This window comes from Pontibacterium sp. (assembly GCF_964228735.1).
Lineage (GTDB): Bacteria > Pseudomonadota > Gammaproteobacteria > Pseudomonadales > Balneatricaceae > Pontibacterium.
Genome location: NZ_CAXRBQ010000157.1, coordinates 9,973 through 22,971, shown reverse-complemented (window position 1 = coordinate 22,971; position 12,999 = coordinate 9,973). Strand labels below are relative to the sequence as shown.

At 55.1% G+C, this 12,999-nt stretch carries 11 protein-coding genes; all 11 read right to left on the bottom strand.

Annotated elements, in window-relative coordinates; all coding sequences use genetic code 11:
* Nucleotides 1-184 precede the first annotated feature (184 nt).
* Nucleotides 185-1,012, bottom strand: a complete 828-nt coding sequence (locus ACEQ15_RS17150; RefSeq protein ID WP_370280470.1) for an IucA/IucC family C-terminal-domain containing protein — start codon at nt 1,010-1,012, stop codon at nt 185-187.
* A gap of 221 nt (nt 1,013-1,233) precedes the next feature.
* Nucleotides 1,234-2,439: a tetratricopeptide repeat protein gene (locus tag ACEQ15_RS17145; protein WP_370280469.1), complete on the bottom strand. Its 1,206-nt coding sequence runs from the start codon at nt 2,437-2,439 to the stop codon at nt 1,234-1,236.
* A 1-nt stretch (nt 2,440) separates the two neighbouring features.
* Nucleotides 2,441-3,085: an energy transducer TonB gene (locus ACEQ15_RS17140; protein WP_370280468.1), complete on the bottom strand. Its 645-nt coding sequence runs from the start codon at nt 3,083-3,085 to the stop codon at nt 2,441-2,443.
* Nucleotides 3,085-3,495 carry an ExbD/TolR family protein gene (locus tag ACEQ15_RS17135; RefSeq protein ID WP_370280466.1) on the bottom strand — a complete coding sequence of 137 codons (411 nt, stop codon included), beginning with the start codon at nt 3,493-3,495 and terminating at the stop codon, nt 3,085-3,087. The genes ACEQ15_RS17140 and ACEQ15_RS17135 overlap by 1 nt, the downstream gene beginning before the upstream one ends.
* Nucleotides 3,480-4,025 carry a MotA/TolQ/ExbB proton channel family protein gene (locus tag ACEQ15_RS17130; RefSeq protein WP_370280486.1) on the bottom strand — a complete coding sequence of 182 codons (546 nt, stop codon included), beginning with the start codon at nt 4,023-4,025 and terminating at the stop codon, nt 3,480-3,482. Before ACEQ15_RS17130 ends, ACEQ15_RS17135 begins: the two co-directional genes overlap by 16 nt.
* Complete coding sequence (locus ACEQ15_RS17125) at nt 4,015-5,364, bottom strand: MotA/TolQ/ExbB proton channel family protein (RefSeq protein ID WP_372530385.1); 1,350 nt, start codon at nt 5,362-5,364, stop codon at nt 4,015-4,017. The genes ACEQ15_RS17130 and ACEQ15_RS17125 overlap by 11 nt, the downstream gene beginning before the upstream one ends.
* An 8-nt stretch (nt 5,365-5,372) precedes the next feature.
* Complete coding sequence (locus ACEQ15_RS17120; protein ID WP_370280463.1) at nt 5,373-6,113, bottom strand: DUF3450 domain-containing protein; 741 nt, start codon at nt 6,111-6,113, stop codon at nt 5,373-5,375.
* Nucleotides 6,114-6,421: 308 nt separating this feature from the next.
* Complete coding sequence (locus tag ACEQ15_RS17115) at nt 6,422-8,530, bottom strand: TonB-dependent receptor family protein (RefSeq protein WP_370280462.1); 2,109 nt, start codon at nt 8,528-8,530, stop codon at nt 6,422-6,424.
* Nucleotides 8,512-9,843, bottom strand: coding sequence for an alanine racemase (locus tag ACEQ15_RS17110; protein ID WP_370280461.1), 1,332 nt, complete (start codon nt 9,841-9,843; stop codon nt 8,512-8,514). Before ACEQ15_RS17110 ends, ACEQ15_RS17115 begins: the two co-directional genes overlap by 19 nt.
* Nucleotides 9,827-11,059, bottom strand: coding sequence for an MFS transporter (locus ACEQ15_RS17105; RefSeq protein WP_370280460.1), 1,233 nt, complete (start codon nt 11,057-11,059; stop codon nt 9,827-9,829). The genes ACEQ15_RS17110 and ACEQ15_RS17105 overlap by 17 nt, the downstream gene beginning before the upstream one ends.
* Nucleotides 11,049-12,932: an IucA/IucC family protein gene (locus ACEQ15_RS17100; protein WP_370280459.1), complete on the bottom strand. Its 1,884-nt coding sequence runs from the start codon at nt 12,930-12,932 to the stop codon at nt 11,049-11,051. The genes ACEQ15_RS17105 and ACEQ15_RS17100 overlap by 11 nt, the downstream gene beginning before the upstream one ends.
* Between the last annotated feature and the right edge of the window lie 67 nt (nt 12,933-12,999).

The window sequence follows — 12,999 nt, the reverse complement described above, 5'->3', positions numbered from 1 at the left end:
AATCAGGCGGGTAGCTCCTGACTGAAACCATAAAATCAGCCATCTGAATCCTCTTCAGCTAAGGCCGGATACCATACAGCTGACTAGTTTTGGTCAGTTGCCCCAGATTAGGTGCTGGCAACACCCGGTATGCTCAACCTGATTAGCCAGGCTAGCGCTTGTATGCTCTGGTAGGCCTGTGTACTCATAAAATGATATTCGCATTATTTGAAGCAGGTCTGTTTTTTCCGGGCTTAGGTTTTAACAAAGAACAGTTGGAACAGTATCTCTTCGGTTCTGCTGTCTTGTGGTATAGGCAACAGGTACGACGAAAACGAATGGGGCCTTTATCGGTATGGCAGACTGGCTGGCGAAAACGCTGCAGGGGGTTATAACTGGTAGCAAACAGCTCAGGGGAGGCCTGTTGCAGTAACCAATCACAGTCAGCCTGCGCTTGCTGGCGGGCAGCTTCAGAGCAGAGATTGTGCATCTTGCATTCATACACTGAGTACACCCGTACAGCTGTGTTCTCCCACAGATTCCGGATCGATATACCTCCCACTTTATGCAGGATATCCCATAAAGGTGCTAGCAAATCTGCAAACAGGGACCACACTAACTCTTCCCGCCAAGCTTCCCTCTGCCCCGCTACATAAATGGAGGGGGCAATGGAGTGCAGTGGCATGCAGGAGGTCCAGAGGCCATCTTCATGACCATATTCGATCAGGCTGTTATCCCGCGACAATAACAGCCCCTTGTCGTAAACCGACATTGAATACAAGCAAGCTCCCGTAGCCAGAAAGGCGATCCTTTTTGCCAACAAAGAGGCTGTCACCGCCTGGTTGGGAGCATTCAGCACAGGTGTCAGTTGATCCAACAGCTGACGACACTTGTCTTCATCCAGCAGATCAGTTGCACTAATCACTCTATGGTCACTTTCCCCAGCCTGCCGCAAGCGGAAGTGACCATTCAAAACAGCCCATTCCTGTTCATTAAATGCACCAATAAACGCTGAGCTTTCCGGACTATTCATAGGCTCGTCGCTGAAATAGTCTCGTCATCTGCGGTAGACTTCATCTCTACTTCACTATTAATAACAACCATCATTCCAGTATCTCCAGACCAAAAGAGATACTCAGAGGCGTTCCAAAGAAGGGATCGGTATAATGCGACTGTTCAGGTCAAATACCTTGGTTACCAAAGCCCCGGTCAGGGTATCCTTTAGCACCCTACAAACACGAAGTGTCCATTTACTCAACTTGCTTTGGCCTGCGGGCTGTCCAAGCTGATCTGGTCCAAATAGCGAACCCAGCCGTCAGCGGTTGCTTTCAACTGCTTGTCAGCTGCTGCAGCTGACAACGCATGTCGGGCCTGTTCATAACTTTTGAGCTTAATTCGGGTTATACCTAGTAACAATTGCAACCGAGCCTGCTTACCCTGGCTGTGCTTTAACGCTTTCAGCAATGTCGCTTGAGCCCCTTGCCAGTCCCGCAACTCAATCTGCATATGCGCCAACCGTGTCAGGCTCTGTCTGCTTGGAGCCAACTGGTTTAGTTGTACAAGCACATCAACTGCCTTCTCACTTTCATGAGCCTGGATCCAACTGCGACTCAGGAGTTTTAGGGTTTTCTTATCAGGGTTGAGTACACCATTCTCCACCCCCTCCTGAATGACTAATCCGGCAAAGTAAGGAACCTGAGCTTGCAACATCATCTCCGCCAGCAGGCGGTAGTCGCTGTCTTTGCGCAGTAGATTGCGCTCAAAGCCCATGCGCTGTGTTGCTAGGGCAGCTTGCTGGTCTTTCACCTCCAGCTGCAGGGATACAAGACGGCGCCAGTGCAAGGGCTTATCGGCGTAGTGACTGATCAGCCGCTTCTGCTCACGGATCGCCGCCCGCCACTGTCTCAGGCGGATATGTGCCACCACTTTGAGCTGATACCAATTCTCCGGCGCCACGTCACGACTATTAATGGCGGCGCTGACCTGTTTAACCACCTTCGACCACTTCTTAAGTCGACTGTAAGCCTGTGCCAACAGAAGGTGGTCGTCCCCTTTAACCTTACCCGGCGCCTGATGCATCCACTGTTCTAGAAGGGAAGCACAAGTACTCCAGTTCTCTTCTATGCAATTGAGCTGCGCCAGCGTACGGATCAGGTTGATCTGCTGTTCTTTCGGCAGAGCATTCAACTCGTACGAATCACGCAGGTGACCCAGGGCCTTGCCATAACGCTCGCGCTGCAGCTCAACCTGCCCCAGATTGTGGGAGATCAAAGCACGGGCATAGTCATTCCCGACCTGACTTTTGGCCTCCATCAGATACTTGTGCGCTTCAGCGTACTGCTCGGCTTCAATAAGCTTGAACGCCTGCGTCAGGAGTTGGTAATCCCGCTGCGAAAGCTGCGCTTCCGCTTGGGCCGTCAGTGGCAGCAGCATGAGTACGGCGATTAAAAAATGGCGCATCCTACTTCTCCAGCTTAAATTCCAGCTTCTGACGTGCTTTAAACGGCACTGGCTGCCCATTCACTAAACGCGTTTTAAAGCGCCAACGTTGAATGGCACGCAAAACAGCCTTGTCAAAAACGCCCGACGGCGTTGATTCCACCACCACAACCGAACCCGGTTTCACAGTACCCATTTCGGTAATGGTGAACTCGACTACCACCTGGCCCTCCTGACGTCGGCGTAGCGCTCGCTGGGGATAGCGTGGTGGGAATTGGCTGAGCACCGTCGGATTGGTATCCATGGTCATGGTGGGGGTAGGCACTGACAGATTGTGAAGCGACGGCGATAGGCTTATCTGAATCCCCATGTCGATATCGGGTAGGTCAATGTTCGGCAGATCCGCATTTACCGCCAATGCGCTTTGTGGCTGGAGTTGCGGTATCTCCGGCTGTTGCTGCTGTACCAGCTCCTCCGGTTCTGGCGGGAGCTGACGCTTGCGCAGTTCGATTTCAGACTCCTGCCGTACAAGCAGAAAGTCCAGATTAGGGATGAACTGCTGTTCTGGCACTCGCAGGTCATCCACACTCGTAATCAGCGCTAACAGATAAAAAAGCAGCAATGACAGACACAGCGCAAGCGGCACTGAAACCATGAAGCGCAGCATTACTGCACACCCACCTGAGTGGCCACGGTGTATTGCACTTTTGCCAACCGTAGCTGATCGATAACACTAATCAACTGACCGGTACTGGAGTTCTCATCGGCCTGCACAACAACGTTAATCTCCGATTGTTCGCTCCGCAGTCGTTCGATCGCGGGGCGCACCATCCGTAGATCCAGCGGCTTGCGATCAAGCCAGATCTCGTCATCCGCAGAGATCGCTACCAGAATGGCCGTTTTACTCTGCGAGTGACTGGTTTCTGCGCTCGGACGATTCACATCGATACCGGACTCTCGTACAAAGGAGGTTGAGACGATAAAGAAAATCAACATGATAAACACCACATCCAGCATGGGGGTCATGTTGATTTCAGCATCGTCCTGCTGTTGCGATAGATTCAGACGCTGACGCACGGTGCTTCTCCTGGGTTCTCATTCAACACAAGACGCAGGGCCTGACGCTCATTGTCTGACCAGCGACACAAACGGTTGTGAAACAGCAATCCGGCAACGGCTACAGCCATGCCAGTCATGGTTGGAAAGGTGGCACTGGCAACCCCCGCCGCCATCAATCGGGGATTACCTGTACCGTAAATCGCAAGGCTGTCGAATACCTGAATCATGCCGGTGACGGTACCCAGCAGGCCGATCAAGGGACAAAGGGCAATCAGCGTCTTGATCAGTGCAAACTGCGCCTTGAGCGCCAGATCCAACTCGCATAGCAGACTAAGCTTTTTTACGGTAAGAGACTCCGCACGCAGCGAGGACAGCGTACGCTGCTTCTCCCTTGGATAGCTAACCGCACGGTACAAAATACGCTCGATGATCAGCGTGAACATCAAAAAACTGACAACTAAAATCGGATAGAGCACCCAGCCGCCGGTCTGGAAAAACTGCCCTAGCGCAAACAGCCAGTCAGTCAGGGTTGGCAGTTCAGGCAGCACGCTCAAACGCCTCTCTTGCGTTCAGTGATTCAGCCTCCGCTAACATACCCAGGCTTTTCTCCTGCAGGATCTGAGTCAACCGACGCCCACGTGCAACCAGGTAGCTGTGACAGAACAGGAGTGGGATTGCGACAACCAGACCAAGCACCGTAGTTATCAACGCTTGGGAGATACCACCTGCCATCAGTTTCGGATCACTGGTACCAAACAGAGTGATACTCTGAAAGGTGGCAATCATACCGATCACGGTACCAAGCAATCCCAACAGCGGAGCAACTGCAGCGAGTAGTTTCACGAAGCTCTGGCCGCGCTCAATGCGCGGTAACTCTTTAAGAATCGCTTCATCCACTTTCAGCTCACGCTGCTCCTGGCTCAATTGCATATCACTGACCGTCAACAGTACACGCCCCAGCGCATTACTCTGATTGAGGTGATCGGCCCGACGCAGCTGCGTCCGTACTTTCATCTCGTCAACTAGCATGTTCATCATCTGCAACAGTGCAACCAGCAAACCTAAAGCGCCCAAACCCAGAATCAGGTACCCCACTTCACCGCCCTGATGTACGCGTTCCATCAGTTTGGGTTCACGGTCAAGCAGCATAAACAGCTGACCACGGGTAGGATCTACCCGTACTTCATTACTGACGCCTTGCAGGTAACCTGACAGCTGTGCCAGCCCCCCTTCCGGCTGGGTTGGCAGCACGGCTAGCACCTGCTGATTTACATCCCAGTTTAGGAATTCGCCCTGCTCTGTTGCCGCAGCAAACAAACCAAAACGCACCACAGGCTGGGATACTGCATTACCAGCCTCTGTCACAACAGGTGCATCAAAGCGGCTTATTTCACCCGATGCAATCATCTCCAGCTGCAACTGATACCACAACGTTTCCAGCTCTTTTAAAGTTGGTATCCGCTTGGACTCTGCAAACGCTAACTGGGCAGCTCGCCCTGGATTGTCAGCACTGCTCAAGGAATCCTCCAACAGTGAACGCAGCTCGTCAGCCTCCTCTTTCGCCACGCCAAAAACCTCACCTAACTGACCGGCGCGCTGCTGAATCAGCGCTTCCATCTCAGCCAATTTAAGATCATTGTCATCAAAGGCTTTTTTCAGACGTGCCTGCTCGGCTTCTGCCGCTTGCAGACGATGTTTACTCTTCGTGAGCAGCGCTTGCTGCTGATTGAGATCAGCATTGAACAACCGCTCTCGTGCTTTGTTCAACTCACGATCCGCGGAACTGAATTGATGCACTTCCTGTAACAATCCATCCAGGGTTGCCGGAGCTTTCTCGGCACCGTAGGCTATACTGGCCGCCACTAAAAACAACGTACTAATCATCATCTGCTTTATCATGAGCGGGACTCCAGTGCTGGCAAAGGCAGATCAATCAAGCTAGGGATCTGTTGTTGCTGAGCAATTTGCATCGCTTTCCGCAGGGCTAGGTTCTGTTTCTCGGTCAGAATCTGCCAACGCTTTTGCGCCTGCAGCCAAAGCCCACTCTCCTGTCCTCCCAGCGTCTGGTAATACAGTGCGGTGCGTCCCAGGCGCAGAAAGTTAACCTGACGGCTATTTCCTTCCTGATGCAAACGTCCGCTATAGGCTTCAAACGTCCGTCCATATCGCACTTCCACCATATAAGCTTCAAGAATCTGACGGTACTTTTCCGCCACGCTGACATCTGCTCGCAGTAACAGATCATTAAGCTTATCCAGACGTTTTTGACGCTCTTCAGTCAAAAATGGCAGATCCGCCACAACAAATTTGCGCAATGTTTCGACCATGCGACTCAACATCGGCAGAACCGCCTGATCGGTCTCCTCAATTGACTGCAACTGCGCATTCAAATCAGCCAGTTCACGTTCTTGTGATTCCACAAGCAATCTGATCTGGCGGTTGTATGCCTCGGTCACATCGGACATGCGTTCGGTGCCAAGGTATTCGGCACGCATCTCGCGAGTCACGTCATCCATTTTGTCTATACGCTGCTGCGATCGCTGCGCTTGCTTATGGTTCGCAGAAGCCTGTCTCTCGCTGCTAGTCAGTTCACTGGCCAACAGGCCAGTCTGCGCAACGGCTGATAAGCTGAGCATGCTAGCAGCAAGAAAAGTTTTAGTAAGTAGGTTCATAAGGCCATTTAACAGCGAAAATAAAAATACGAATAATTATTATACACAAAACAAAAATATTGAAATCATCCTGTGATTTCTCACATATGGATCGGTGGAGAATGGGTTTGCCCCCCTATTAAGATCCATACGCCAGATCCTCATTTCCCTACATCCAGCTTCTGATCGGAAATGCTACAGGTTCCATCTGGGCTGCACTCTAGCGCTTGCTTTGGTAGGAAGAGCGTGCCTGACCAGCCAGGTAGGCACGCGATGGTTGGCATCAACTCCTTTTAGAAGTTGGTTACCAGTTCGATAAACGCCGTGCGTGGTTCTCCCACGTACAACCCACCGTTGTTCTCGATACTGGCGCGGGTAAAGTAACGCTTGTCGAACAGGTTCTTGATACCCAGACTCAGGCTGGCATCCAGCCCCGCCAATTTCAGATCACGTTGTGCGGTCAGGTGCCAGCGGGCGAAACCCGGGATCCGGCCGTCCGCGCCGTCGGCACTGGCTGCCTCGGTGTTGGCATCGTCAGAAAACTGGGAGGATTGGGCGAAACTACGCAGGTTCAGACGCCAGTCAGCATGGCGGTAGTTCACCCCCACGCTGCCGGTGTGTCGTGAATACAGACGCAAGTCGTTGCCGTTGTTGTCGCCACTGGTATGTTGTGCCTGGGTATAGGCGTAGCTACCGTCAACGGATAACCCCGACAAGAGCAGATCGGACAGGTCGTAATTTAGCGCCAGCTCCAGACCTCGATGACGAGTTGAGCCGATATTCACATTCGCGCCGACACTCGCGTCATATTGAATCTGGTTGTCGAAGTCGATGTAGAACAGTGTGCCGTCTAATGCCAGCGGGCCGGACTCGTAGCGTGCACCCAGTTCGTACAGGTCGGAACGCTCCGGTTCGAGCGAAGAGTCGCTGGATGTAGACAATGCCAGATGCCCTACAGCGGCAAACGAGCGGTTGGCATTTGCATACAGCTTGGTACGCGGACTCAGGTTATAGCTCGCGCTGACGGAAGGCAGCCATTCACTGTAGTCCTCTTCATCGGTGAAATCGGTAAGCAGATTGGTACGCGATACTGAGATATTCTCGTAACGCAGCCCCGGTACCAGCTCCCAGTCACCCAGCGTGATGCGGTCGTCGATGTACAACGCATGAGCGTCGGTCTCGCCATCGGTATTACGGTTGAGCACCTCCGCCACAGAGGTCGGATCGAATCCGGCCGCCCCAGATCGGCGGTAACGCTTTTCGTTGCTCTCTTCACGGATAAAACGATAGCCTACAGACCACTCATGGGAGCTATCACCGACAAAACTCAATCGCGAGAAGCGGGGTTCGAAACCGAATACCTGATACTCACGCGGCAGACGATCAAGCCGGGTCAGGCTGCTATCGTTGCCGTTGGCCAGGGTGAATTCACGAAAGCTGTCACTGGCAAATACACCGACCTCAAGATCAGTCAAAGCATCAATCTCGTTGATGTAGCGTGCGGTCACTTCCTGACGATCACCATCAAAACGTTCATGTAAATGGGTGGATTGGAAGGGATCCGCGTCGAACTCCGTGCTGGTCAACGGGCCAGGCAGGACCGCTTCTGCGTCGTACAGGTTAACCCGTCCCTCAATGCGTGACGTGTCATTCACTGGAACCGTATATTTCAACAGCAGGTTGTCGATATCCTGCTCGTTGTTGTCGCGAAATCCATCTCCATGATCTCCGCTGTAACTCAGCAGTACACCTGCACCGTTGTCAGCGCTACCGCCGACACTGAAACTACCGTTCAGGCGTCTTTCGTCACCCTTGTCGGTCGACACTTCGGTGCGCAACGCTACACGCCCGGCGAATTCGTCCGGGATAGACGGCGTAATGAAGTTAATCACGCCACCTATATTCTGCGGTCCATAGCGGACAGCACTTCCTCCCTTGACCACATCGATCGCTTCAATGTTCCCCAGGCTAACCGGTGCCAGCGAGAGCTGAGGTTGTCCATAGGGTGCGTTTGCCAGCGGCACGCCATCAAGCAAAACCGTTGCACGGGACGTCAAACGTGAACCTAAACCTCGCAGACCGATATTGAGGGCGAAGTCACCGCTGCCGGTGCCGTTGTTTTCCGGCACCTGCACGCCGGGTAGCAGTCGCAATGCTTCAGCCACGGTATTCGCACCACTTTCCTTGATCTCCTGCTCGCGTGCCACATGGCGCGCTCCTGGATGGGCCTTCACCAGTTCCGGATCGGCATCGCCCAACCAGTTTCCGACCACTGTCATCGTGTCGTTTTCCTGTGGGACGGGTGTTTCCGCCGCTGTCGCTGTCGCGACGGTTACCGCCATCGCCAGCGGCGCAGCGCCAACAATCAACCCAACTTTGCGGGTTAGGATTTCAGTAGCCATTCAACCTCCTGTTTAGTATCTGTATTCAATGTGTGATCGTCAGGGAAATTCGGTGAACAAGTACGCACTGCCGGTATTGGGATGCGTTCCAGATGCTGACTGTCGGAAAACTGCTCCGGCAGCCGTAACCATTCAGCTGCCTGTCCAGCACCTCGCCAGAGTGCACAACCCGGTCGTAGGTGGATAAAGGGCACGGTCCGGGAAAGGTTGTAGGCCCCCAGGCCTTGCATCAGCAGCAGGTCCCCCTGCTGCAGCGGCGGTAACTGTGCCTGATCGGTGATGCAGTCGTGGTTCATGCAGGAGTTACCCAGCAGGCGAGTCACAGCTGTCTCGCCATCGGCGCTGCCACCAGCGGCCAGACGCAACGGATGACGATAGGTACGGACCGTGGGTGATACATTGATGCCACCATCCACGATCCAGCTACGCTCACCACGTGAGCCAATTACTGACATCAACAAACCGCCACAGGCATCAACCAGGGTACGTCCCGGTTCAAGAATAATGCGGCAGTTGGGCGCAACCGCCAGCAATGCCGGCAACGCTGCTTGCAGGTAGGACTCGGCCGACATCGGCGGATAAACACTGCTGCGAGGCTCATCCCAGCGGGGACTGATGCCCGCCAGTCCGCCACCGATATCAAGCCACTGCAACTCCGTGCCGTACTTCTGGCGCAGCAGGGTAACAACTTCCGCCAAGGTCTGTCCCATCTGGCGAAATCGCTCCAGATCGCGGATATTGGTCCCCAGATGACAGTGCAAACCGGCCAGACGTAAGCCGGGCTGGCGATGGATCCATTCGATACAACGCCACGCCTCGCCGCTATGCCAGTCAAACCCAAACCGGCTCCAAGCTTCATCACACCGCTCCACCACCAACCGTATCCCGACCGGTAACGGGCGATTGAGTGCAGTTCCCAGCGCTGCCAGGCGCTGCAACTCTGCCAGGTTATCGGCGTTCAGCATGCAACCGTCGGCAACGGCCTGGGCAAGATCATCATCGCTTTTCGCCGGACCGTTAAACACGATCTGTCCGGCGGGCACACCCAGGCTGCGTGCCAATTGGTATTCGTGCCCCGATACCACTTCAGCCCAAGCACCATCGCGGTGTAACAGACTGATCAAACCGTGTAAGGGGTTGGTCTTGTAGGAGTAAGCAATGACACCGTTAGAGGTCATCCGCTGCAGTGCCGTCTGAAGTTCCATCAAACGTGCACGCAGGGTACGCTCACAAATCAGGTAGAGAGGAGAGGCAAAATCACGTGCCAGGGCACGCGCGTCTGCCGGTGAAATATCGTCAAACGGGTGTAACATGGCCGGTCTCTTTTTCCATTCCGGGTTGTGAAAGGGAGTGCAGGCGGAGACGCCATAACCACAGCGCCAGCAGCAGATAGGTCAGCGCTACCGCACTGAACGCCAGCGAAAAACTGAGCAGTGCCGCTACCAGCCCACCCAGCAGATAACCGCTGAAGTTGCCGAGCTTGACCGCAGCCTGTCCCGTGCCCACACTGCGCCCGGACGTGGCACGCAGTTGGCTAAGCAAACCAAACAGGGACGGCATCATCGCCGCCAGACAGATGCCCCAGGCGAAGCGCAGGGCCAGCAGGCTCCATAAGTTCTGCTCCAGGGTGTGCAGCAACATCAGGGCTGCACTGAACATCGCCAGTACTGCGGTCTGCAGCAGCACCACATCGCGGTGTTGCCCATCGAGCCGCCGCCCCCATAGGGGTGCGGTGATCAGCATCGCCAGTCCACTGGCGCCATACAGCACTCCGATCAGCATATTGCTTCCCGGCATACTGTCTTCCACATAAAGGGCGAAGAACGACTGTGGCATCATGCGGGCAATCTGGGAGAGCACCAACGCCAGCAACAGCCCCTGCACAATAGTTCTGGTACAGGCTAGTGAGGGCGTGCCCGCTTCGGTCGACAAGGTTCTCGCCGAAGCCAGTTTGCGGTCGTCAATCAGGGTGAAAAGCATGACCAGGGCAACACCTATGCATGCAGCAGCAGCCACCTGAAAGATCTGCGTATAACTCCACAGATCCGATACCAGCCCCCCCAGTACGGGTCCCATCAGGGTACCGGCAGCGGTGGCGCTTTGGAGGTATCCCAAAGTGCGACTGCGCGTATGCGCGGTGCACAGCTGGAGGCCATACGCCATAGCGGCAGCAATCACACCCGCCAAGGCACCCTGCAGCAAGCGCAGACACAGAATCAACAGGGGCAGCTCCTGCAGGGCGATCAGCCACTGTGTGAGTGCCAGACCCAGCAGCGCCCTGAGTACCATCCATTTATGACCGTACCGATCACCCACCCGTCCCCAGAACGCGGCGGTGGCAAAGGCGGTCATCATCGGTGCGGCGATCAACGCCGCACTCCACAACACTAGCGCCTCGCCGTGCAAACCCACCTGCTGGCGCAGAAAGAGGGGCCAGAACGGTCCACTCATTTCCATCGCGGCAATGGCAAGACACTGACCACCCCACAGGAACCAGAGGGAACGGCGCCGGGCTGCGTCAGCCTTCATCGTGCAGCCCTTGCAACGGATTCGGCAAATCGATGTAAATGTAGTGATGCGAGGTTTCGTCCAGGCGCATCCGGGTCAACGCTTTCAGTTGCCACGCCTGGGTCAGAATAGCCCGGTACTCCGCCTGCCAACGGTCCGATGGTACGTGTGGTCGCAGTACGGTGAAGCGTTCAACCACTGCCTGCGCGACACAACGCCATAACGTCGATTCGGCGATACCGAAGGTGCGATGCAGGCACAGTACAACTTCGCCCAGATGTCCCTGCAATACCGCATGCAGGAACTTATTGCGAACTTCCACTGCGTCGTCGGTGACGGTGACCGCTCCCGGGTAGGCTTTCAGTTCGAATCCATGCTGCATCAGGGTTGGAGCATGGATCCGGATACCACCGAAATCGCGTGCCAGCACCCGCTTCAGGCGATGTTGTTCATCAAATACCGCCACGGCGTTCTGCTGATGGGCTTCCAGCGCGATACCATAGCGCAGGAACAGGTCCAGATGCCCGGCCAGTACACACGCCGTATAGTCGGCAAAGTACGCCACGATAGTGTCGTTGTCCGCAGCCCCGGCTGCTGCCAGAATCTCCGCCAGTAGCGGCTGTCGTGTCACCGGGCTGTCCACGAACAAGGCGGCCACCGCCAGTGCGATCTCTCCGGTGCCTGTGCGGCTTGCCGGGCTCCCCCTGAACAACGCCGACAGAAAACGCATATCGTCATCATGCACATCACTACCCGGGCGGCGCAGATGCATGCCTACCGATTCAGGCAGCACCTGCAACGCAGAACCGATATGTTCATCACGGGCACAAATAGCCTGCAGAATCGCGGTAATCTGTGGTCCGGTCTGTACAGACGCGGGCGATACGGTACGCACGGCACTGGTTGCCTGCACCGCAACCGGCAGCTTGATGTGAGGCGCCTTTGGTTGGTCGATTGGCGCCATAGTACGGAACGACATGGTCGCTCCGGTGGTCATCTCCGGACCATCCAGCATACAGATGTGCTGAGCCGCTAGTTCCGCGGCAAAGCGTTGCGGTATAACCGTCTCAGCCTGCCAGTGGTGGACCGGTACCGGCGCATATTCATCAGCATCAAGACCACGCTGAGTTAACTCGGCGTGCCACTGCGCCAGCCAGGCCGGATAGTGATCTGTCAGCCAGTTCTCCGCCGTGTCAGTGATCTCCCTTCCGTTCTGAACATGGAGATGGCTGCGTCGTACAGCAGCCAGGCGTACACTTGCACCGCCACGAAACTCCGGCGAGTACTGCAAGACCTCGGCAGGCTTCAGACCCAGCTTGGTTTTGGAGCAGGGATGGTAAGGGTGTCCAATCGCCGCCCACTGTTCGAAGAACAACGCCGGATCACTGCCTACGCCACCGGCGCGAATCCACTGCCAGAAACTGTCATGCCCCGCATGCTCGACCTGCTGGGCAAGCTCATCGTTCCAGCGTCGACGGTAGGCCAGGCACATGGCATTGTTGAAGATGCCGTTGTTCAGCTCTTCTTTCAGAGCCCGCCAGTCTTTATCGGCCGGGCTGGCTCCGGTTTCTGCGGCTAGCAACGCTAGCAGCTCCTGCACATCGGTCAGTTCACGGCTTTCAGCTGATTCATGCCCAATCAGCTCAATCCCTTCAAGTCCCTCAAAACGGCATAGCGAGACCTGATGGATCCCTTTCAGCAGAAGCATGGCACGGCTGCGCCACAGCGGTACAACCAGCTCGCCGGTACCACGGTCAACAAAGCTGAGCATGTGCTCTCTCAACGCGGCCTGCAGCAACTGCTGCAAACACTGGCTGGTCGCCTGCGCCTGAAATCGCTGCAATGCCGGAAAACTGTTCACATCGTAGATGTTCTGAGCGGTGGTCGGATCCATGTGCCAACTCTCCCTGGATACACGAATAAGTTTGTAATGAGCTTGCCCGGGGGCAGGAAGATCTCCC

Bases quoted from the DNA above. Each gene is read 5' to 3' on its own strand.
- ACEQ15_RS17150 (WP_370280470.1), bottom strand. From the start codon at position 1,012: ATGAATAGTCCGGAAAGCTCAGCGTTTATTGGTGCATTTAATGAACAG.
- ACEQ15_RS17145 (WP_370280469.1), bottom strand. From the start codon at position 2,439: ATGCGCCATTTTTTAATCGCCGTACTCATGCTGCTGCCACTGACGGCC.
- ACEQ15_RS17140 (WP_370280468.1), bottom strand. From the start codon at position 3,085: ATGCTGCGCTTCATGGTTTCAGTGCCGCTTGCGCTGTGTCTGTCATTG.
- ACEQ15_RS17125 (WP_372530385.1), bottom strand. From the start codon at position 5,364: ATGATGATTAGTACGTTGTTTTTAGTGGCGGCCAGTATAGCCTACGGT.
- ACEQ15_RS17120 (WP_370280463.1), bottom strand. From the start codon at position 6,113: ATGCTCAGCTTATCAGCCGTTGCGCAGACTGGCCTGTTGGCCAGTGAA.
- ACEQ15_RS17115 (WP_370280462.1), bottom strand. From the start codon at position 8,530: ATGGCTACTGAAATCCTAACCCGCAAAGTTGGGTTGATTGTTGGCGCT.
- ACEQ15_RS17110 (WP_370280461.1), bottom strand. From the start codon at position 9,843: ATGTTACACCCGTTTGACGATATTTCACCGGCAGACGCGCGTGCCCTG.
- ACEQ15_RS17105 (WP_370280460.1), bottom strand. From the start codon at position 11,059: ATGAAGGCTGACGCAGCCCGGCGCCGTTCCCTCTGGTTCCTGTGGGGT.
- ACEQ15_RS17100 (WP_370280459.1), bottom strand. From the start codon at position 12,932: ATGGATCCGACCACCGCTCAGAACATCTACGATGTGAACAGTTTTCCG.